Raw genomic sequence first — 20884 nt, forward strand, 5'->3', positions numbered from 1 at the left:
GTCGTCCGGGACGCGCAGGCCGTAGCGGCGGGCGGCGGCGAGCAGATCGGTGCCGTTCGGATCGAACAGGCCGTAGACGGCGTCGGGGCGGTCGGGGCGGGCGAGCAGCCGGTCGGCGGCGACGGCGCCCGCGCACGGGTCGTGCGCCGGGTAGGACTCATACACCGGATCCTGGCCGACCCGCTCGCACCAGCGCAGGTACGCGGTGGTCGACAGACGGGTGTAGGTGTCGGTCGTCGTTCCGGTGAGCAGGCCGATGCGGCGGGCGCCGGCGTCGGCGAGGTGGTCGAGGACGCCGAGGACCGCAGCCTCGTGGTCGTTGTCGACCCAGGCCGTGACCGGCAGCGAGCCGGCGGGCCGGCCGTCGGAGACGACCGGTAAGCCCTGGCGGACCAGTTCACTGACGACCGGGTCCTGGTCGGAGGGGTCGATGACGACCGTGCCGTCCAGGGCGACGTTGGACCACATGTCGTGGCGGGACGTCGCGGGGAGGATGACGAGGGCGTAGCCACGGGCGAGCGCGGCGGAGGTGGCGGCGCGCGCCATCTCGGCGAAGTAGGCGAACTCCGTGAAGGTGAAAGGTTCATCCCCGTAGGTCGTCACGGTCAGGCCGATGAGCCCGGACTTGCCGGTGCGGAGCGTGCGGGCGGCGGCCGAGGGGCGGTACCCCAGTCTGTCGGCGACCTCGCGGACGTGGCGCCGGGTGGCGTCCGGGAGCCGACCCTTGCCGTTGAGGGCGTCGGAGACGGTCGTGATGGAGACTCCGGCGGCGGCGGCCACGTCCCTGATGCCCGCTCGACCCGGCCGGTTGCCTCGGCGTGAGGTTTCCGCGCGGCTCACCTGGTGCTTCCCTGCTGCTGTCATGGCGAGCCGATAGTAGGGCTCATGTGGTGGGGTAGGGCGGACGCATATGCACGCGTTGACAGGTACGTTTCTGCAAGATCATCTCATGCCAATCTCCTTGGAATGCAAGCCAGTTGAGTGTTTGCATGCCAGTACCTGAAGTGTCGGCGCATGCGGGCCTGTCGAGGGTGCGATGTTGCGAAGAGGTCTCAACTCACCTGCAAGGGTGATGCGCGCTACGGCGCAAGCCACCGGCGCGTAGATATATGTGCGGCGCGCCCCCGACCCGCGCGCCCTTCATGCACCTTCGGGTGATGTTGCCCATGTTGCCCACGTTGCCAGGGGGGCGGGCGAGGCTCGGTGAGCGGCTTCGCCGCCCCTATACGCAGCGGCGCCGAATCCTCATAAGGTGAGCAGTATTGAATGTCGGCGGCGGTCATGGGCCGCCGGTCTTCGCGAGGAGGACTGCGGTGAGCGAGACGAGCCCCAAGCTGCGCGCCGAGCTGGAGGGGATTCCCACGTACAAGCCGGGCAAGCCGGCGGCGGCCGGTGGCCCGGCGGCCTACAAACTGTCCTCCAACGAGAACCCCTATCCGCCGCTGCCGGGTGTGATGGAGACCGTCACGGCCGCGGCCTCCTCCTTCAACCGCTACCCGGACATGGCCTGCACGGCCCTGATGGCCGAACTGTCCGAACGCTTCGCCGTTCCGACCTCCCACCTGGCCACCGGCACCGGCTCGGTCGGTGTCGCCCAGCAGTTGCTGCAGGCCACCTCGGGCCCCGGCGACGAGGTGGTCTATGCCTGGCGGTCGTTCGAGGCGTACCCGATCATCACCCAGATCAGCGGTGCCACGTCCGTACAGGTCCCGCTGACACCGGGCGAGGTGCACGACCTGGACGCGATGGCCGCGGCGATCACCGACCGGACCCGGCTCGTCTTCGTCTGCAATCCCAACAACCCGACCGGCACGGCGGTGCGGCGGGACGAGCTGGAACGCTTCCTCGACCGGGTGCCCGACGACGTCCTGGTGGTGCTCGACGAGGCCTACCGCGAGTTCATCCGGGACCCCGAGGTGCCGGACGGCGTCGCGATCTACCGGGAGCGGCCCAACGTCTGCGTGCTGCGGACCTTCTCCAAGGCGTACGGCCTGGCGGGGCTGAGGGTCGGTTTCGCGATCGCCCACGAGCCGGTGGCCGCGGCGCTGCGCAAGACGGCGGTGCCGTTCGGTGTGAGCCAGATCGCACAGGAGGCGGCGATCGCGTCGCTGCGGGCCGAGGACGAGCTCATCGGCCGGGTCGGTTCGCTGGTGTGCGAGCGCAACCGTGTGATGGACGCGCTGCGTGGTCAGGGCTGGACGGTGCCCGAGAGCCAGGCCAACTTCGTGTGGCTGCGGCTGGGGGAGCGCACGGTGGAGTTCGCGCAGGTGTGTGAGCAGGCGGGCGTGGTCATCCGGCCGTTCGCCGGTGAGGGCGTGCGGGTGACGGTCGGGGAGACCGAGGCGAACGACATCTTCCTGAAGGTGGCGGAGGGCTTCCGCAAGCAGCTCTAGCGGCACGGGCCTCGGCCCGTGCGGGGTCGGGCCCTGACGTCCTCAACCGGCCGGCGACTCGGTCGTCGGCCGGTTTGCTGTGTGATGCCCGTTTCACGTGAAACGGGCACCCCGGCGCCGAGGCCTTCCCGTCAGCGGAATGTAGAAGTTCCCGCAGAGGGGTTGACGTCACAGGGGACCCCCCTTCCTGATCCGAAAAGCAGTAGGTCATAATTGCTTGTGAATGTGAACGCGTTCACAAGCGGATCCTGTTTTCCCGAGTTGTGGGGGACGAACGGGGTCAAACGGCCGCTGCTGACCGCGGCGAAGTAAGGAGCGACGACGTGGATCTGGCTCTGGCGCCGGAAACCCTGGCGCGGTGGCAGTTCGGTATCACCACCGTCTACCACTTCCTCTTCGTTCCCCTGACGATCTCGCTGGCCGCCCTCACCGCCGGGCTGCAGACCGCCTGGGTGCGCACGGGGAAGGAGAAGTACCTCAAGGCGACGAAGTTCTGGGGCAAGCTCTTCCTGATCAACATCGCGATGGGTGTGGTCACCGGCATCGTGCAGGAGTTCCAGTTCGGCATGAACTGGTCCGACTACTCGCGGTTCGTCGGTGACGTCTTCGGTGCCCCGCTCGCCTTCGAGGCGCTGATCGCCTTCTTCTTCGAGTCCACCTTCATCGGTCTGTGGATCTTCGGCTGGGACAAGCTGCCCAAGAAGATCCACCTGGCCTGCATCTGGATGGTCTCGATCGGCACGCTGCTCTCGGCGTACTTCATCCTCGCGGCCAACTCCTGGATGCAGCACCCGGTCGGCTACCGGATCAACGAGGAGAAGGGCCGCGCCGAGCTCACCGACTTCTGGCTGGTGCTCACCCAGAACACCACCCTCAACCAGGTCTTCCACAGCTTCTCGGCGGCCTTCCTGACCGGTGGCGCCTTCATGGTGGGCATCGCCGCCTTCCACCTGATGCGCAAGAAGCACATCCCGGTGATGCGCACCTCGCTCCGGCTCGGCCTGGTCACCCTGGCGGTCGGAGGCCTGTTCACCGCGGTCAGCGGCGACACCCTCGGCAAGGTCATGTACGAGCAGCAGCCGATGAAGATGGCCGCCGCCGAGGCCCTGTGGGACGGCGAGGGGCCGGCGCCCTTCTCCGTGTTCGCCTACGGGGACGTCGACGAGGGCCACAACAAGGTTGCCCTGGAGATCCCCGGCCTGCTGTCCTTCCTCGCCCACAGCGACTTCGAGTCGTACGTGCCCGGCATCAACGACACCAACGAGGCCCTGCAGGAGCAGTTCGGCCCCGGTGACTACAAGCCCATCGTCCCGGTCGCCTACTGGAGCTTCCGCTGGATGATCGGCTTCGGCATGGCGTCCTTCTCGCTCGGACTGCTGGGGCTGTGGCTCACGCGGAAGAAGTTCCTGCTGCCGGCCGCCCTGCGCACCGGGGAGGACGAGGTGCCGCACCTGGTGCTGCTGAGGAAGCCGCTCGGGGCGAGGCTGTCCCGGCTGTACTGGCTCCTGGCCCTGTGGACGATGGGCTTCCCGCTGATCGCCAACGCCTGGGGCTGGATCTTCACCGAGATGGGTCGTCAGCCCTGGGTCGTCTACGGCGTGATGCAGACCAGGCACGCCGTCTCCCCCGGCGTGTCCCAGGCCGAGGTCATCATCTCGATGACCGTCTTCACCCTGCTCTACGCCGTCCTGGCCGTCATCGAGGTCAAGCTGCTCGCCAAGTACGTCAAGGCGGGTCCGCCCGAGCTCACCGAGTCCGATCTCAACCCGCCCACGAAGCTCGGCGGCGACCTCCGTGACGCCGACAAGCCGATGGCCTTCTCGTACTAGGCCGAGGGAGCTGCACCGTCATGGAACTGCACGACGTCTGGTTCGTACTGATCGCCGTCCTGTGGATCGGCTACTTCTTCCTCGAGGGCTTCGACTTCGGGGTCGGTGTCCTCACCCGGCTGCTCGCCCGCGACCGTGCCGAGAAGCGGGTGCTGATCAACACCATCGGCCCCGTCTGGGACGGCAACGAGGTGTGGCTGCTCACGGCGGGCGGTGCGACCTTCGCCGCCTTCCCCGAGTGGTACGCCACCCTCTTCTCCGGCTTCTACCTGCCCCTGCTGGTCATCCTGATCTGCCTGATCATCCGCGGCGTCGCCTTCGAGTACCGGGTGAAGCGGCCGGAGGAGCACTGGCAGCGCAACTGGGAGACGGCGATCTTCTGGACCTCGCTGATCCCCGCCTTCCTGTGGGGCGTGGCCTTCGGGAACATCGTCCGGGGCGTGAAGATCGACGCCTCGTTCGAGTACGTGGGGAACGTCTGGGAGCTGCTCAACCCGTACGCCCTGCTGGGCGGCCTGGTCACCCTCACCCTGTTCACCTTCCACGGGACGGTGTTCACGGCGCTCAAGACGGTCGGTGAGATCCGGGAGCGAGCGCGGCGGCTCGCGCTGCGCCTGGGTCTCGTCACGGCGGTCCTGGCGCTGGCCTTCCTGCTCTGGACGCAGGCCGACAAGGGGGACGGCACGAGTCTGATCGCGCTGGTCGTCGCCGTGGCCGCGCTGGTCGCCGCGCTGGTCGCGAACCAGGCGGGGCGTGAGGGCTGGTCGTTCACGCTGTCCGGCGTCACCATCGTGGCCGCCGTGGCGATGCTCTTCCTGACGCTCTTCCCGAACGTCATGCCGTCCACGCTCGACGCGGACTGGAGCCTCACCGTCACCAACGCCTCCTCCAGCCCCTACACCCTGAAGATCATGACCTGGCTCACGGTGATCGCGCTGCCGCTCGTGCTGCTCTACCAGGGCTGGACCTACTGGGTGTTCCGCAAGCGGATCGGCACCCAGCACATCGCCGATCCCGTGCACTGAGGTGTGTTTCACGTGAAACCAATCGACCCGCGACTGCTCCGGTACGCCCGTGCCACCCGGTTCTTCCTGGTGGCGGTCGTCGGCCTGGGCGCCGTCGGCGCGGGGCTGGTCGTCGCCCAGGCCGTGCTCATCGCCGAGATCGTGGTGGGCGCGTTCCAGGACGGCATGTCCGCCGGGGAACTCGGCACTCCCCTGCTGCTCCTCGTCGCCGTCGCGCTCGGCCGTGCGCTGGTCGGCTGGCTCACCGAGCTGGCCGCCCACCGGGCGAGCGCCGCGGTGAAGTCGGAGCTGCGGGGGCGGCTGCTGGAACGGGCGGCGGCGCTGGGTCCGGGGTGGCTGAGCGGACAGCGCACCGGTTCGCTCGTCGCCCTGGCGACCCGCGGGGTCGACGCCCTCGACGACTACTTCTCCCGCTACCTCCCCCAGCTGGGGCTCGCGGTGGTCGTACCGGTGGCGGTGCTGGCGCGCATCGTCACCGAGGACTGGGTCTCGGCGGCCATCATCGCCGGCACCCTGCCGCTCATCCCGCTCTTCATGGTGCTGATCGGCTGGGTCACCCAGCACCGGATGGACCGCCAGTGGCTGCTGCTGTCCCGTCTGTCCGGGCACTTCCTGGACGTCGTCGCCGGGCTGCCGACGCTGAAGGTGTTCGGGCGGGCCAAGGCGCAGGCCGAGTCGATCCGCCGGATCACCGCGGAGTACCGGCGGGCGACCATGCGGACGCTGAGGATCGCCTTCATCTCCTCCTTCGCGCTGGAACTGCTCTCCACCCTCTCGGTGGCCCTGGTCGCCGTGACGATGGGCATGCGGCTGGTGTACGGCGACGCGGACCTCGTCGTCGGTCTGGTCATCCTGATCCTGGCGCCCGAGGCGTACCTGCCGCTGCGGCAGGTCGGGACGCAGTACCACGCGGCGGCGGAAGGGCTGGCGGCGGCCGAGGAGATCTTCTCGGTGCTGGAGACGCCCGTTCCGGCGTCGGGCACCGGGGCCGTTCCGACGGGCGGCCTGTCCTTCGAGGGGGTGACGGTCCGCTACCCGGGCCGCTCCGAGGACGCCGTGTCGGACGTGTCCTTCACCGTCGCCCCGGGGGAGACGGTCGCGCTCGTCGGACCGAGCGGGGTGGGCAAGTCCACGCTGCTGAACGTGCTGCTGGGGTTCGTCCGGCCGGCCGCCGGACGGGTGCGGATCGGGGAAACGGATCTCGCCGGGGTCGACCTGGCCGAGTGGCACCGCCGGGTCGCCTGGGTGCCGCAACGGCCGCACCTGTACGCCGGGACGATCGCGGAGAACGTACGGCTGGCCCGGCCCGACGCGGACGACGAGGCCGTGCGGCGCGCCCTGCGGGACGCCGGCGCGCTGGAGTTCGTGGACGCGCTGCCCGAGGGCACCGGCACCCTGCTCGGCGAGGACGGGGCGGGGCTGTCCGCGGGGCAGCGGCAGCGGCTGGCGCTCGCCCGGGCCTTCCTCGCGGACCGGCCCGTCCTGCTGCTCGACGAGCCGACGGCCGCGCTGGACGGCGCGACCGAGGCCGAGGTCGTGGCGGCGGTGCGACGGCTGGCGGCCGGACGGACGGTGCTGCTGGTGGTGCACCGGCCGGCGCTGCTGGCCGTCGCGGACCGGGTGGTGCGGCTGGCGGTACCGGCTCTCGCCGGTCCCGGGGAGCCCGTGCGCCGGGAGGCCGGCACCACGACGGTCCCCGAGGCGGAGCCCGTGCCGGAGGGCGGACCCGCCGGGCCCGGCACGGAGCCGGCCCCGGGCGGTGTCCTCGACCGCGTCCGCGCCGTGTCCGGCGCCCGGCGGGGGAGGCTCACGCTCGCGCTGCTGTTCGGCACGCTCGCCCTGGGCAGCGCCGTCGGGCTCATGGCCACGTCCGGATGGCTCATCTCCCGGGCCTCGCAGCAGCCGCCCGTGCTGTATCTGATGGTGGCCGTGACGGCGACCCGGGCCTTCGGCATCGGGCGGGCGGTGTTCCGGTACGCCGAGCGGCTGGTGTCCCACGACGCCGTCCTGCGCATGCTGGCCGACCTCAGGGTCGCGGTGTTCCGGCGGCTGGAGCGGCTGGCGCCCGCCGGGCTGCGCGAGACGCGCCGGGGCGATCTGCTCTCCCGGCTGGTCGCCGATGTGGACGCCCTCCAGGACTACTGGCTGCGGTGGCTGCTCCCGGCCGGTGCGGCCGTCGTGGTCTCCGCCCTCTCCGTCGGCTTCACGGCCTGGCTGCTGCCCGAGGCCGGGGCCGTGCTCGCGGCCGGGCTGCTGGCGGCGGGAGCCGGGGTGCCCCTGCTCACCGGCGCCGTGGCCCGGCGCGCGGAACGCCGGCTGGCGCCCGCCCGGGGTGTGCTCGCGACCCGGGTGACCGATCTGCTCACCGGAACCGCGGAGTTGACCGTGGCCGGCGCCCTGCCCGCGCGGACCGCGGAGGCGCGGCGGGCCGACGGCACGCTCACCCGGATCGCCTCGCGCGCCGCCACCGCCACCGCGCTCGGCGACGGGCTCACCGCACTGATCTCCGGTCTGACCGTCGCGGCCGCCGCGCTCGTCGGCGTCCAGGCGGTGGCCGCCGGCCGGCTGGAGGGCGTGGCGCTGGCCGTCGTCGTCCTCACCCCGCTGGCGGCGTTCGAGGCGGTCCTCGGGATGCCGCTCGCCGTGCAGTACCGGCAGCGGGTGCGCCGGAGCGCCGAGCGCGTGTACGAGGTGCTGGACGCCCCGGTGCCCGTACGGGAGCCGGAGCGTCCCCGGAAGGCGCCCGCGTCGCCGTTCCCCCTGGTGGTCGAGGGGCTGACCGCCCGGTACGCCGGGCAGGACCGGGACGCGCTCGCCGGGCTGGACCTGACGCTGGAGCGGGGCCGCCGGATCGCGGTGGTCGGCCCGTCCGGGTCCGGCAAGACGACGCTCGCGCAGGTGCTGCTGCGGTTCCTGGACCCGGGCGCCGGCGCGTACACGCTGGCCGGGGTGGACGCCTGCGCCCTGGACGGCGACGACGTACGGCGGCTGGTCGGGCTGTGCGCCCAGGACGCGCACCTCTTCGACAGCACGGTGCGGGAGAACCTGCTGCTCGCGAAGCGGGACGCGACCGAGGACGACCTGCGCGACGTGCTCGCCCGGGTCCGGCTGCTGGAGTGGGCCGACAGCCTGCCGGACGGGCTCGACACGCTCGTCGGCGAGCACGGGGCGCGGCTGTCCGGCGGGCAGCGGCAGCGGCTGGCGCTGGCCCGGGCACTGCTCGCGGACTTCCCCGTGCTGGTGCTGGACGAGCCCGCGGAGCACCTCGACCTGCCGACCGCGGACGCGCTCACCGCCGATCTGCTGGCCGCCACCGAGGGCCGCACGACGCTGCTCATCACCCACCGGCTGGCGGGTCTGGAGGCGGTGGACGAGATCCTCGTGCTGGACGGGGGGCGAGTGGTGCAGCGCGGCCCGTACGCCGAACTGGCAGCCGTGGAGGGCGCGTTGCGGTCGATGGTGCAGCGGGAGGCGGAGTCGGACCTGCGGGTGGGCGTCCGCTAGCCGAACGCTCCGCGTGTGACGGGACGTCAACCGGGACCGGTCGGGCAGTCGTTCGGCGGTATGGGGGTATCGCTGGTCCATCCGGGGTGCCCGGTCCCCCATGCGTACGATTTGAACAGGGCTGTGCGCCGGGACGGGCGTCAGGATCGCAGGCATGCGCCTCACCCGCCGTCATCCGTCGCTCGCCGCCGTGCTGCTGTGCGCGCTCGCCGTGCTCGCCGCCCGACCCGCCGACGGCGACGGCGCCCACGCCCCCGGCCACGGCTCCGCATCCGGCATCAGCGCGCAGGTGGCGCGGTTGTACGAGGAAGCGGCGGTGGCGACCCAGCAGTACGAGGCGGGGCGCCGGAAGGCCGAGGAGCAGAAGGCCGAGGCACGGCGGCTGGAGGAGCGGCTCGACCGCGAGCGGCGGGCGACGGCCGTCCTGCACGATGAACTGGGGCGGATCGCCAGCTCCCAGTACCGCAGCGGCGGCGGGCTGCCGCTCACCGTGCACATGATCCTCGCGGACGATCCGGAGGAACTGATGCGCAGCCAGCGGGCCGTGTGGCAGGCGGAACTCTCGCTCGAGAGGGCGATCGAGAAGAGCGAGCGGGCCGCGGCACGGCTCACCCGGGCCGAGGCGAAGGCCGCGGCGGCGTGGAAGGCGCTGCAGAAGCGGAACGCGGAACTCGCCGTCCTGAAGCAGAGCATCGAGCAGAAGCTCGAAACGGCGCGGTGGGAGCTCCAGGGCCAGGCGGACGTCTCGGTCGCGGCCGGTGCCTGTGCCGGTGCGGTCCGGCTCGACCAGCCGGAGACGCGGTTCGCCACCTCCTGGGTGGCGCCGGTGGAGACGTACGTGCTGTCCGCGTCCTTCGGCAGCGGCGGCGCGCGGTGGGCGAACCGGCACACCGGGCAGGACTTCGCGGTGCCGATCGGCACACCGGTCCGGGCCGCGGGCGCCGGCAAGGTGGTGAAGGTGTCCTGCGGAGGCGCCTTCGGCATCGAGATCGTGCTGGAGCACGCGGGCGGTTACTACACCCAGTACGCCCACCTCGCCGCCGTCGCCGTCGACCAGGGCGACCGGGTCGCGCCCGGGCAGTGGATCGGTCAGTCCGGCACCAGCGGCAACTCCACCGGACCGCACCTCCACTTCGAGGTGCGGGTCACTCCGGAGATGGGCTCGGCGGTGGATCCGGTGTCGTGGCTGGCACAGCGCGGGGTGCCCCTGTGAACGGAGCCCGGTCCGCCGGCGGCGCGCTCGGGCAGGTCCTAGGAGCGTTCCGCCAGCAGGCGTTCGATCACCACGGCCACTCCGTCGTCGTTGTTGGCGACCGTGCGCCCCGACGCGGCGGCGACGACGTCCGGGTGGGCGTTGCCCATCGCGTAGGACCGCCCCGCCCAGGTCAGCATCTCGATGTCGTTGGGCATGTCCCCGAACGCGACGACCTCCTCGTGGGAGATGCCGCGCTCGGCGCAGCACAGGGCGAGCGTGCTGGCCTTGGACACCTCGGGGCCGCTGATCTCCAGCAGGGCGCTGGGGCTGGAGCGGGTGACGTTGGCACGGTCGCCGATGGCGAGCCGGGCCAGGGTGAGGAAGGCGTCGGGGTCGAGCGCGGGGTGGTGGGCGAGGATCTTGAGCACCGGCTCGTCGGCGGCGGGACCGTCCGGGCCCAGCAGTTCCTCGGCGGGCCCGAGGACGTCCGGGACCTCCATGTGCAGCTTCGGGTACGCCGGCTCCTGGTTGAAGCCGTACGTCTGCTCCACGGCGTACACCGTGCCCGGCGCGGCCTCGCGCAGCAGCCGTACGGCGTCCAGGGCGTTCTCCCTGGCCAGCTCCCGCACCTTCACGAAGCGGTGTGCGCCGGGGCCGCCGTGCAGGTCGACGACGGCCGCGCCGTTGCCGCAGATGGCGAGCCCGTGGCCGTGGACGTGGTCGCTGACGACGTCCATCCAGCGGGCCGGGCGGCCGGTGACGAAGAAGACCTCGATGCCCGCCTCCTCGGCGGCGGCCAGCGCGGCGATGGTGCGGGGGGACACCGACTTGTCGTCGCGCAGCAGGGTGCCGTCCAGGTCGGTGGCGATGAGCCGTGGGGGAAGGATCGGGGTGCCTCCCTGCTCCTGGTGGTGCCCCCGCTCGAGCGGAGCCGAGGATGGGGGAACAGTCGAGAACGTGGGGGAGGCCGGGGTCTCGGGCTGTCGGGTCGCTGAGGTCACCCGGCCATTGTTCCGCATATGCCCGCACGGTCGTGCGGCACTGTGCACATCTGAGTGATTACCGCCCTCGTCCCGCGTGACGGCCGCCCTTACCGAGGCCCGGGCGCGGAGCGGAGCCGTGGGGCGGCGCCGGGTCCGTCCGGCGCTCAGCGCAACTGCGCCGGCGCCTCCATCGCGATGCGCTCGAAGACCTTAGGGTCCACCGCGAAGTCCGAGTCGGGGAGGGGCCAGTGGATCACGATCTCGGTGAATCCCAGCTCGGCGTGGCGACCCGCGAAGTCGACGAACGCGTCCAGGGACTCCAGCGGTCGGCCCCGGTCCGGGGTGAACCCGGTGAGCAGGATCTTGTCCAGCTCGCCCACGTCCCGGCCGAGTTCGGCGCAGGCGTCGGCCAGCTGCTCCGCCTGACCGCGCATGGCCTGAACCGACTGCTCGGGCGTGCCGTTCTCGTACAGCCTGGGGTCACCCGTGGTCACCCACGCCTGCCCGTACCGTGCCGCCAGCCGCAGTCCGCGCGGTCCGGTGGCCGCCACGGCGAACGGCAGCCGGGGCCGCTGCACACAGCCGGGGATGTTGCGGGCCTCGTGCGCCGCGTAGAAGTCGCCCTCGTACGACACGGAGTCCTCGGTGAGCAGCCGGTCGAGCAGCGGGACGAACTCCCCGAAGCGCTCGGCACGCTCGCGCGGCGTCCACGGTTCCTGGCCGAGCGCGGTGGCGTCGAAGCCGGTGCCGCCCGCGCCGATGCCGAGGGTGAGGCGTCCGCCGGAGATGTCGTCGAGGGTGATGAGCTCCTTGGCCAGGGTCACCGGGTGCCGGAAGTTCGGCGAGGTCACCAGGGTGCCCAGCCGCATCCGTTCGGTGACGGCCGCGGCGGCGGTCAAGGTCGGGACGGCACCGAACCACGGGCCGTCCCGGAAGCTGCGCCAGGACAGATGGTCGTAGGTGTACGCCGTGTGGAAACCGAGGTCCTCGGCACGCTCCCAGGCCGCACGGCTGCCCTCGTTCCAGCGGCGGTACGGAAGGATCACGGTGCTCAGGCGCAGACTCATGTCACCGAGCCTATGTGCCGTCACCGGTTTCACGTGAAACGACCGGCGTTCCCGAGCATCACGTCGGCCCTCGGCGATCCCCGCCGTGCTCGGTCATCGCACCTGTGCGCTCAACCACGGCGTGAGAACGACCATGGGGATGAACTCCTTGTGCGTCCGGTCCCCGGGAAGCGGCACCACCAGGAAGTACCCGGGTGGGAAACGACGCGCCCTGACGTACGCCAGTCCGTCGAAGACGGAACGGAGGAAGGCGGGCACGTCGTCGCGCGCGATGTCGGGGCACCCCACCCCTTCGACGTCGATCAGCGCGTCGTCCTCGGGGTAGAGCCGCACGCTCACCCGCGGCAGGCCGCCGAACGCGACATGGGCCTCATGGGGGAGGGAGCCGTCGGGGTCGGTGGTGACGCCGACGCCCGCGGCGGTGCGGCGCGAGGTCTGATCGGCGCCGATGTCATGGGTGACCTCGATCTCGCGCTCGTACGCGTCGGCGAGGACCCGGAGGGCGGTGACGGCGGCCTCGGTGGTGGGCAAGTGGTCCATGCCATGGATCATGCGGCTTCAGCGACCGCCGGGGAACCGCAGATACCGAGCGGGCACGGCCCGGGTCAGCCACACGCCGTTGGCGCTCACCCGGAAGACGTGTCCGTCACGGTGCATGGCGGCCGCGTCCACGGACAGGACGACCGGACGGCCGCGACGGGCGCCCACCCGGGTCGCCGTCTCACGGTCGGCGGAGAGGTGCACGTCGTGCCGGTCCATGGGCCGGAGCCCCTCGGTGCGGATGGCGTCCAGGGCGCGGGCGACGGTGCCGTGGTACAGGTACGGCGGCGGCGTGGCCGGCGGCAGTCCGAGGTCGACCTCGACGCTGTGGCCCTGGCTGGCGCGGATCCGGGAGCCCTCGACGGCGAAGCGCCGCTTGTCGTTGACGGTGATGACGTGGTCCAGTTCCTCGCGGGTGAACGGGAAGCCGTGGGCGGCCGCCGCGGCGATCAGCGTGTCGATCTCCACCCAGCCCCCCTCGTCGAGCGAGAGCCCGATCCGCCCGGGCTGGTGGCGCAGATGCCGGGAAAGGTACTTCGACACCTTCACGGTGCGTCTTTCGTCCATCTCTCCAGCCTGCCGGGAGAGACGTGAATCACGCGACGGATTTCGCCCACCAGGTTTGATCCACAGCCAAGTGCTGTTATCCACAGGAGAGTTGGGAGTTCCTGTGGACAACCGGCCCGCCCGGGCTCACACGGGCGGCTTCACCCGCGCGATCCTGCGCAGCGCACCCGGCATCCACCGCGACAGCGCGTACGCGGTCCGCGCCTCCGGGGTCACCGGCACCACCGCCTCGTTCCGCACCACCGCGCGCAGGATCGCGGCGGCGACCTTCTCCGGGGGGTAGTTGCGCAGCCCGTAGAGGCGTGCCGCCCGCCTGCGCAGGCGCCGCTCCTCCTCGGCGTCCGCGCCCGCGAAGCGGGCGGTGGAGGTGATGGCGGTGTTGACGAACCCGGGGCACACCGCGGTCACGCCGATGCCCCGCCCGGCCAGCTCCGCGCGCAGGCACTCGCTCAGCATCAGCACCGCCGCCTTGGAGGTGCCGTAGGCGGGCAGCGCCCTGGACGGCTGGAACGCCGCCGCCGAGGCGACGTTGACGATGTGGCCCCCCTGCCCCCGCTCGGCCATCCGCCGCCCGAAGAGCCGGCAGCCGTGGATCACCCCCCACAGGTTGACGTCGAGGACCTCCTTCCACTCCTTCGGCGTGGTGTCGAAGAAGGAGCCGCCCAGGCCGATGCCGGCGTTGTTCACCAGGACGTCCACCACACCGTGCTCGGCGGTGACCCGTTCGGCGAGCCTCTCCACGGCCTGCTCGTCGGAGACGTCCGCCGTGCGGGCCCAGGCCGCCGCCGCGCCGCGGCGCCGGGCCTCCTCGGCGGTGCGGGCCGCGGCCCGGCCGTCCCGGTCGACGGCGAGCACGCGCGCGCCCGCCTCCGCGAACGCGAGCGCGGTCGCCCGCCCGATGCCGCTGCCCGCCCCGGTGACCAGGACGAGCTGGCCGCCGAAGCGGTCGGCGTACCGGCCCGGGGCCGCCACCTTCGGCCGTCCGTCCTCCACGGACGTCACGAACTCGGTGATCCAGTGCGCCAGCAGGTCGGGGCGGGTGCGCGGCACCCAGTGCTTGGCCGGCAGCGTCCGCCGGATCGACCGCGGGGCCCACCGCTCCAGTTCGTCGTGGAGCCGCTCCGACAGGAACACGTCCTCCAGCGGTGTGATGAGCTGCACCGGCGCGTGCGCGTAGGCGTCCGCGCGCGGACTGCGCAACCGGGGCCGCACGTTGTCCCGGTAGAGCCAGGCCCCGTGGGCCGCGTCCGACGGCAGGGACGGGGTGGGGTAGTCGCCGCCGGGGACCTTCTCGGCGCGTTCCAGGATGCGCGGCCAGTGCCTGCCGAGCGGACCGCGCCAGGCGAGTTCGGGCAGCACGGGCGTGTGCAGCAGGTACACGTACCAGGACCTGGCGCCCTGGCCGAGCAACTGGCCGATCCGGCGCGGGGTGGGGCGCCCGAGGCGGCGGTGGATCCAGTGCCCGAGGTGGTCGAGGGAGGGCCCGGACATCGAGGTGAAGGAGGCGATCCGCCCCTCGGTGCGGGCCACGGTGACGAACTCCCAGGACTGCACCGAGCCCCAGTCGTGCCCCACCAGGTGCACCGGCCGGTCCGGGCTGACCGCGTCCGCGACGGCCAGGAAGTCGTCGGTCAGCTTCTCCAGGGTGAACCCGCCCCGCAGCGGCCGCGGAGCCGTGGAGCGGCCGTGGCCCCGGACGTCGTACGCCACGACGTGGAAGTGTTCGGCGAGGCGCGGCGCGACCTCGGACCACACCTCCTTGCTGTCGGGGTAGCCGTGCACGAGGACGACCGTCGGCCGGTCCTGGTCGCCCAGCTCGGCCACGCACAGCTCGATCCCGCCCGTGTGCACCCGGCGCTCTCGCGCGCCCGTCATCCCCGTCACACCGGCGAATGTGGCAGTCGTTAGAGGAATCGTCAATAGCGCCCCGCGGTCCGCGGGTCACTCCCAGGCAGGGGCCCCCTACGGGTCCGTACGACTCCAGGGGGACGCCAAGACGGCTCTCCGGTCTGACGACCGGGGTGGTGGGGGTCACTACCGTCGACGACGTGACTGTGATCGCGACCGAAAGCCTGAGCAAGCGGTTCCCCCGGGTGACCGCGCTTGACCGGCTCTCCGTGGACGTCGGGCCCGGTGTGACCGGTCTCGTCGGAGCCAACGGGGCCGGCAAGTCCACACTGATCAAAATCCTGCTGGGTCTGTCCCCCGCCTCCGAGGGCCGTGCCGAAGTGCTCGGCCTCGACGTCGCCACCAAGGGCCCCGCCATCCGCGAGCGGGTCGGCTACATGCCGGAGCACGACTGCCTGCCGCCGGACGTCTCGGCCACCGAGTTCGTCGTCCACATGGCGCGCATGTCCGGCCTGCCGCCCACCGCCGCGCGCGAACGCACCGCGGACACCCTGCGCCACGTCGGCCTGTACGAGGAGCGCTACCGCCCCATCGGCGGCTACTCCACCGGCATGAAGCAGCGCGTGAAGCTCGCGCAGGCCCTGGTGCACGACCCGCAGCTGGTCTTCCTGGACGAGCCGACCAACGGCCTCGACCCGGTCGGCCGCGACGAGATGCTCGGCCTGATCCGCCGGATCCACACCGACTTCGGCATCTCGGTCCTGGTCACCTCGCACCTGCTGGGCGAACTGGAGCGCACCTGCGACCACGTCGTCGTCGTCGACGGCGGCAAGCTGCTGCGCTCCAGCTCCACCACGGACTTCACCCAGACCACCACGACCCTCGCGGTCGAGGTCACCGACACCGACGAGCACCCGGACGGCACCCGCGCGGTGCGCGAGGCGCTGCACGCGCGCGGGGTGACCGTCGAGGACGGCAGCGGGCTGCCGGGCGCCGGACACGTCCTGCTGCTCACCGCGCGGGGCGAGGAGACGTACGACCTGGTCCGGGACGTCATCACCGAGCTCGGCCTCGGCCTGGTGCGCATGGAGCAGCGCCGCCACCACATCTCCGAGGTCTTCAGGAACAGCGACGAGCAGCGGAAGGAGGCGGTCGGCCATGGCGGCTGAGCAGTCCGTGCGGTCCCCGCAGACACCGGCCACCGCATCGGGTGACACCCGTATCCACAACATCGGCTACCGCTCCTACGACGGCCCCCGCCTCGGCCGCTCCTACGCCCGCCTGTCGCTGTACTCGCAGTCCCTGCGCGGCTCCTACGGCCTCGGCCGCTCGGTGAAGTCCAAGGTGCTGCCGATGCTGCTGTTCGTGGTGATGTGCGTGCCCGCCGCCATCATGGTGGCCGTCTCCGTCGCCACCAAGGCGGGCGACCTGCCGGTCGACTACACGCGCTACGCGATCATCATGCAGGCCGTCATCAGCCTGTACGTCGCCTCGCAGGCGCCCCAGTCCGTCTCCCGCGACCTGCGCTTCAAGACCGTGCCGCTGTACTTCTCGCGGCCCATCGAGACCTCCGACTACGTGCGCGCCAAGTACGCCGCGCTGGCCTCGGCCCTCTTCATCCTCACCGCCTCCCCCCTGCTGGTGCTGTACATCGGCGCGCTGCTGGCCGAGCTGGACTTCGCCGACCAGACCAAGGGATTCGCACAGGGACTGGTCTCCGTGGCACTGCTCTCGTTGCTCTTCGCCGGCATCGGCCTGGTCATCGCGTCGGTCACCCCGCGCCGCGGCTTCGGCATCGCCGCCGTGATCGCCGTCCTGACCATCTCCTACGGCGCGGTCTCCACGCTCCAGGCGATCGCGGACGTCCAGGGCAGCGGCGGCTCCATCGCGTGGATCGGCCTGTTCTCCCCGGTCACCCTCATCGACGGGGTGCAGTCCGCCTTCCTGGGCGCGAGCTCCACCTTCCCGGGCGGCGTGGGCCCGAGCAACGCCGAGGGCGTGGTCTACGTCCTCTTCAGCCTCGGTCTGATCGCCGCCTGCTACGGCCTCCTGATGCGGCGCTACAAGAAGGTGGGGCTGTGACCGCGCCCGACCCGTCGCCCGCCACCACCCTCCCAAGGAATGGGCTGCGCCCGTGAGCACTCTCTCCATCGACCACGTCTCCCGCTGGTTCGGCAACGTGGTCGCCGTCAACGACGTCACCATGACCATCGGCCCCGGCGTCACCGGGCTCCTCGGCCCCAACGGCGCCGGGAAGTCCACCCTCATCAACATGATGGGCGGCTTCCTCGCCCCCTCCACCGGCTCCGTCACCCTGGACGGGCAGCAGGTGTGGCGCAACGAGACCATCTACCGGCACATCGGCATCGTCCCCGAGCGGGAGGCGATGTACGACTTCCTCACCGGCCGCGAGTTCGTCCTCGCCAACGCCGAACTGCACGGCCTGGGCGCCAAGGCCGCCCAGCAGGCCCTGGCGACGGTCGAGATGGAGTACGCGCAGGACCGGAAGATCGCCACGTACTCCAAGGGCATGCGGCAGCGCGTGAAGATGGCCTCCGCGCTGGTGCACGAGCCGTCCCTGCTCCTGCTGGACGAGCCCTTCAACGGCATGGACCCGCGCCAGCGGATGCAGCTGATGGACCTGCTGCGGCGCATGGGCGACGAGGGCCGCACCGTGCTGTTCTCGTCGCACATCCTCGAGGAGGTCGAGCAGCTCGCCCGGCACATCGAGGTCGTCGTCGCCGGACGGCACGCGGCCAGCGGTGACTTCCGCAAGATCCGCCGGCTGATGACGGACCGTCCGCACCGCTACCTGGTGCGCTCCAGCGACGACCGCGCCCTCGCGGCCGCGCTGATCGCCGACCCGTCGACGTCCGGCATCGAGGTCGACCGCACCGAGGGCGTCCTGCGCGTCCAGGCCGTCGACTTCGGCCGCTTCACGGCCCTGCTGCCGAGGGTCGCGAAGGAGCACGGCATCCGCCTGCTCACGGTCTCGCCGTCCGACGAGTCCCTCGAGTCCGTCTTCTCGTATCTGGTCGCGGCGTAGGAGGCCGAAGATGTACGACCCCACAGTCGCCCGGCTCACCTACCGGGCCCTGCTCGGCCGTCGCCGGGCCCTCATCCTGGGCGCGCTGCCCCTGCTGCTGGTCGTGATCTCCCTGGCGGTGCGCGGGCTCGCCGGGGCCGACGACCAGACCGCGGCCGACGTGCTGGGCGGGCTGGCGCTCGCCACCATGGTGCCGATCATCGGTGTCATCGCGGGCACCGGCGCGATCGGTCCCGAGATCGACGACGGCTCGGTGGTGTACCTGCTGTCCAAGCCGATCAAGCGGCCGACGATCATCTACACCAAACTGATCGTCGCGATCGCCGTGACCATGGTGTTCTCGGCGGTGCCGACCCTGATCGCGGGCTTCGTCCTGAACGGCAACGGCCGGCAGGTCGCCGTCGCCTACACGGTGGCCGCGCTGGTCGCCTCCATCGCGTACGCGGCGCTCTTCCTCCTGCTCGGCACGGTCTCCCGGCACGCGGTGGTGCTCGGCCTGGTCTACGCGCTGGTCTGGGAGGCCCTGTTCGGCTCCCTGGTGCCCGGCGCGCGCACGCTGAGCGTCCAGCAGTGGTCGCTGGCCGTGGCCCAGAAGGTCTCCGGCGGTGAGCTGGTCACCTCGGACGTGAGCCTGACGACCGGGACGGTCCTGCTGGTGGCGGTCACCGTCCTGGCCACCTGGTACGCCGGCCGGAAGCTGCGCACGCTGACGCTCGCCGGCGAGGAGTGAGGGGTCTTCGAGCGAGTGGCGGGCGGCGGCCGGGCGGGCGCCGCCCGCCGCGTTTAATCGGTGGCGCCCGACTTCCCCGGCGGGCAGAGTGGTGGTGTCCGCAGCGCCGGGAGGGCCCGGCGCCGTCTGCTGGGAGAGGAGCGGGACGATGCCCCTGCACGGCAGTACGTCCGGCTCCCGTCAGGGCAGCCCACGGCGGATTCCGGAGTAATCCCTACCGCTCCGTCGAGTCCGCCCCGCACGGGGGACTGCCCGGGGCGGCCGCTTCGAGCACGCGCACATCGGCGCGTGGGCCGCCCACCCGGAGGATTGGCCGAGTGGTAAGGCACCGGCTTGGCTCAAGCCGTGGTCGGGTCCGGAAAACCCGCGCACGTTCGATCCGTGCATCCTCCGCCGAACGCCGAACGCCGAACGCCGAACGCCGGGCCTCAGCCCAGCAGGCGCTCCAGCACCACCGCGATCCCGTCCTCCTCGTTCGAGGACGTCACCTCGTCGGCCACCGCCTTCAGTTCCCGGTGGGCGTTGGCCATGGCCACGCCGTGCGCGGCCCAGGCGAACATCGGGACGTCGTTGGGCATGTCGCCGAAGGCGATCGTCTCCGTCGCCTTCGCGCCCAGCCGGCGCGCCGCCAGCGACAGCCCCGTCGCCTTGGACAGCCCGAGCGGGAGCAGTTCGACGATGCCCTCGCCCGCCATGGTGACCGTGACGAAACCGCCCGCGGTGCGGGTGGCCGCCTCGGCGAGCTCGTCGGAGGTCAGGTCCGGGTGCTGGATGTACAGCTTGTTCAGCGGCGCCGTCCACAGGTCCGAGGCGTCCGTGAACGGTATCGCGGGCAGCCCGCCCACGACCTCGTAGCCGGGGCCGACCAGCACCTCGCCGTCCAGTCCGTCGCGGCTCGCGGCCAGGTGCAGCGGGCCGACCTCCGCCTCGATCTTGGCCAGCGCCACCCCGGCCAGTTGCCGGTCCAGCGTCACCGAGGTGAGCAGGCGGTGCGCGCCGGCGTCGTACACCTGGGCGCCCTGGCCGCAGACGGCGAGACCCCGGTAGCCGAGGTCGTCGAGTATGGGGCGGGTCCAGGGCACCGCGCGGCCGGTGACGACGATGTGCGCGGCGCCCGCCGCGGTGGCCGCGACGAGCGCGTCCCGGGTGCGGCGGGAGACCGAGTGGTCGTCACGCAGCAGGGTGCCGTCGAGATCGGTGGCGACGAGCCGGTACGGGAAGGGCGACGAAGCGTTGCTCACTTGGCGGCCGGCTCCAGGATCTCCCGGCCGCCCAGGTACGGACGCAGCACCTCGGGCACGCGCACCGAGCCGTCGGCCTGCTGGTGGTTCTCCAGGATCGCCACGATGGTGCGCGGCACGGCGCACAGGGTGCCGTTGAGCGTGGCCAGCGGGCGCACCGTCTTGCCGTCGCGGACGCGGATCTGCAGCCGGCGGGACTGGAACTCGGTGCAGTCCGAGGTCGAGGTCAGCTCGCGGTACTTGCCCTGGGTCGGGATCCACGCCTCGCAGTCGTACTTACGCGCGGCGGAGGAGCCCAGGTCGCCCGAGGCGACGTCGATCACGCGGAACGGCAGCTCCAGCGAGGTCAGCCACTGCTTCTCCCACTCCAGCAGCCGCTGGTGCTCCGCCTGCGACTCCTCGGGGGTGACGTAGGAGAACATCTCGACCTTGTCGAACTGGTGCACCCGGAAGATGCCGCGGGTGTCCTTGCCGTGCGAGCCGGCCTCGCGGCGGAAACAGGGCGAGAAGCCCGCGTAGCGCAGCGGCAGCCGGTCGGCGTCGATGATCTCGTCCATGTGGTACGCCGCCAGTGGCACCTCGGACGTGCCGACCAGGTAGAGGTCGTCCTTGTCGAGGTGGTAGACGTCCTGGGCGGCCTGGCCGAGGAAGCCGGTGCCCGCCATGGACTGGGGACGCACCAGCGCCGGGGTGAGCATCGGCGTGAAGCCGGCCGCGGTGGCCTGGGCGATCGCCGCGTTCACCAGGGCGAGCTCGAGCAGGGCGCCGACGCCGGTGAGGAAGTAGAAGCGGGAGCCGGAGACCTTGGCGCCGCGCTCGACGTCGATGGCGCCGAGGAGCTGGCCGAGCTCCAGGTGGTCCTTGGGCTCGAAGCCCTCGGCACCGAAGTCGCGGACGGTGCCGTGCGTCTCCAGCG

Annotated in this window: 17 protein-coding genes and 1 tRNA gene; 10 read left to right on the forward strand and 8 right to left on the reverse strand. The window is 71.8% G+C overall.

Annotation, left to right across the window (positions count from 1 at the left end):
* A partial coding sequence (locus B7L92_RS16690; RefSeq protein ID WP_081238406.1) for a LacI family DNA-binding transcriptional regulator occupies positions 1-864 on the reverse strand: 864 nt, incomplete at its 3' end.
* A 449-nt stretch (positions 865-1313) separates the two neighbouring features.
* Here B7L92_RS16690 and hisC point away from each other — a divergent pair.
* The 5 genes from hisC (at position 1314) to B7L92_RS16715 (ending at position 9964) form a co-directional block, all read left to right on the forward strand.
* On the forward strand, positions 1314-2393 hold the full coding sequence (gene hisC / locus B7L92_RS16695) for a histidinol-phosphate transaminase (RefSeq protein ID WP_081238391.1): 1080 nt from the start codon (positions 1314-1316) through the stop codon (positions 2391-2393).
* Positions 2394-2716: 323 nt separating this feature from the next.
* Positions 2717-4222: a cytochrome ubiquinol oxidase subunit I gene (locus tag B7L92_RS16700; protein WP_081238392.1), complete on the forward strand. Its 1506-nt coding sequence runs from the start codon at positions 2717-2719 to the stop codon at positions 4220-4222.
* Positions 4223-4242: 20 nt separating this feature from the next.
* Entirely contained in the window at positions 4243-5247 is a 1005-nt protein-coding gene (gene cydB / locus B7L92_RS16705) for a cytochrome d ubiquinol oxidase subunit II (RefSeq protein ID WP_081238393.1), read from the forward strand.
* Between the two features lie 12 nt (positions 5248-5259).
* On the forward strand, positions 5260-8751 hold the full coding sequence (gene cydD, locus B7L92_RS16710; protein WP_081238394.1) for a thiol reductant ABC exporter subunit CydD: 3492 nt from the start codon (positions 5260-5262) through the stop codon (positions 8749-8751).
* 154 nt (positions 8752-8905) lie between these two features.
* Positions 8906-9964 carry a M23 family metallopeptidase gene (locus B7L92_RS16715; protein ID WP_081238395.1) on the forward strand — a complete coding sequence of 353 codons (1059 nt, stop codon included), beginning with the start codon at positions 8906-8908 and terminating at the stop codon, positions 9962-9964.
* Between the two features lie 38 nt (positions 9965-10002).
* Here the strand turns inward: B7L92_RS16715 and B7L92_RS16720 are convergent, their stop codons facing one another.
* From B7L92_RS16720 to B7L92_RS16740, 5 genes are all read right to left on the reverse strand, one after another.
* Complete coding sequence (locus tag B7L92_RS16720) at positions 10003-10965, reverse strand: HAD-IIB family hydrolase (protein ID WP_174703969.1); 963 nt, start codon at positions 10963-10965, stop codon at positions 10003-10005.
* 128 nt (positions 10966-11093) lie between these two features.
* Positions 11094-11996 carry an LLM class flavin-dependent oxidoreductase gene (locus B7L92_RS16725; protein WP_081238397.1) on the reverse strand — a complete coding sequence of 301 codons (903 nt, stop codon included), beginning with the start codon at positions 11994-11996 and terminating at the stop codon, positions 11094-11096.
* Between the two features lie 93 nt (positions 11997-12089).
* Positions 12090-12548 carry a hypothetical protein gene (locus B7L92_RS16730; protein ID WP_081238398.1) on the reverse strand — a complete coding sequence of 153 codons (459 nt, stop codon included), beginning with the start codon at positions 12546-12548 and terminating at the stop codon, positions 12090-12092.
* Positions 12549-12554: 6 nt separating this feature from the next.
* A complete protein-coding gene (locus B7L92_RS16735; protein ID WP_081238399.1) occupies positions 12555-13103 on the reverse strand; it encodes an RNA 2'-phosphotransferase in 549 nt (182 codons plus the stop codon).
* Between the two features lie 126 nt (positions 13104-13229).
* Positions 13230-14987, reverse strand: coding sequence for an SDR family oxidoreductase (locus tag B7L92_RS16740; protein WP_081238400.1), 1758 nt, complete (start codon positions 14985-14987; stop codon positions 13230-13232).
* A 170-nt stretch (positions 14988-15157) separates the two neighbouring features.
* Here B7L92_RS16740 and B7L92_RS16745 point away from each other — a divergent pair, with 170 nt between their 5' ends.
* From B7L92_RS16745 to B7L92_RS16765, 5 genes are all read left to right on the forward strand, one after another.
* Positions 15158-16120, forward strand: a complete 963-nt coding sequence (locus B7L92_RS16745) for an ABC transporter ATP-binding protein (RefSeq protein ID WP_255310997.1) — start codon at positions 15158-15160, stop codon at positions 16118-16120.
* A complete protein-coding gene (locus B7L92_RS16750; RefSeq protein ID WP_081238401.1) occupies positions 16110-17033 on the forward strand; it encodes an ABC transporter permease in 924 nt (307 codons plus the stop codon). Before B7L92_RS16745 ends, B7L92_RS16750 begins: the two co-directional genes overlap by 11 nt.
* A gap of 52 nt (positions 17034-17085) precedes the next feature.
* Positions 17086-17997: an ABC transporter ATP-binding protein gene (locus tag B7L92_RS16755; RefSeq protein ID WP_081238402.1), complete on the forward strand. Its 912-nt coding sequence runs from the start codon at positions 17086-17088 to the stop codon at positions 17995-17997.
* 10 nt (positions 17998-18007) lie between these two features.
* Positions 18008-18727, forward strand: coding sequence for an ABC transporter permease subunit (locus tag B7L92_RS16760; protein WP_081238403.1), 720 nt, complete (start codon positions 18008-18010; stop codon positions 18725-18727).
* Between the two features lie 303 nt (positions 18728-19030).
* Positions 19031-19120, forward strand: a tRNA-Ala gene (locus tag B7L92_RS16765).
* A gap of 35 nt (positions 19121-19155) precedes the next feature.
* Here the strand turns inward: B7L92_RS16765 and B7L92_RS16770 are convergent.
* On the reverse strand, positions 19156-19968 hold the full coding sequence (locus B7L92_RS16770) for an HAD family hydrolase (RefSeq protein WP_081238404.1): 813 nt from the start codon (positions 19966-19968) through the stop codon (positions 19156-19158).
* Positions 19965-20884 (reverse strand): serine--tRNA ligase (gene serS, locus B7L92_RS16775; RefSeq protein ID WP_081238405.1); only part of this gene is annotated, 920 nt, incomplete at its 5' end. The genes serS and B7L92_RS16770, both read right to left, overlap by 4 nt.

It is taken from the genome of Streptomyces viridosporus (assembly GCF_002078235.1).
GTDB classification, from domain to species: Bacteria; Actinomycetota; Actinomycetes; order Streptomycetales; family Streptomycetaceae; genus Streptomyces; species Streptomyces viridosporus.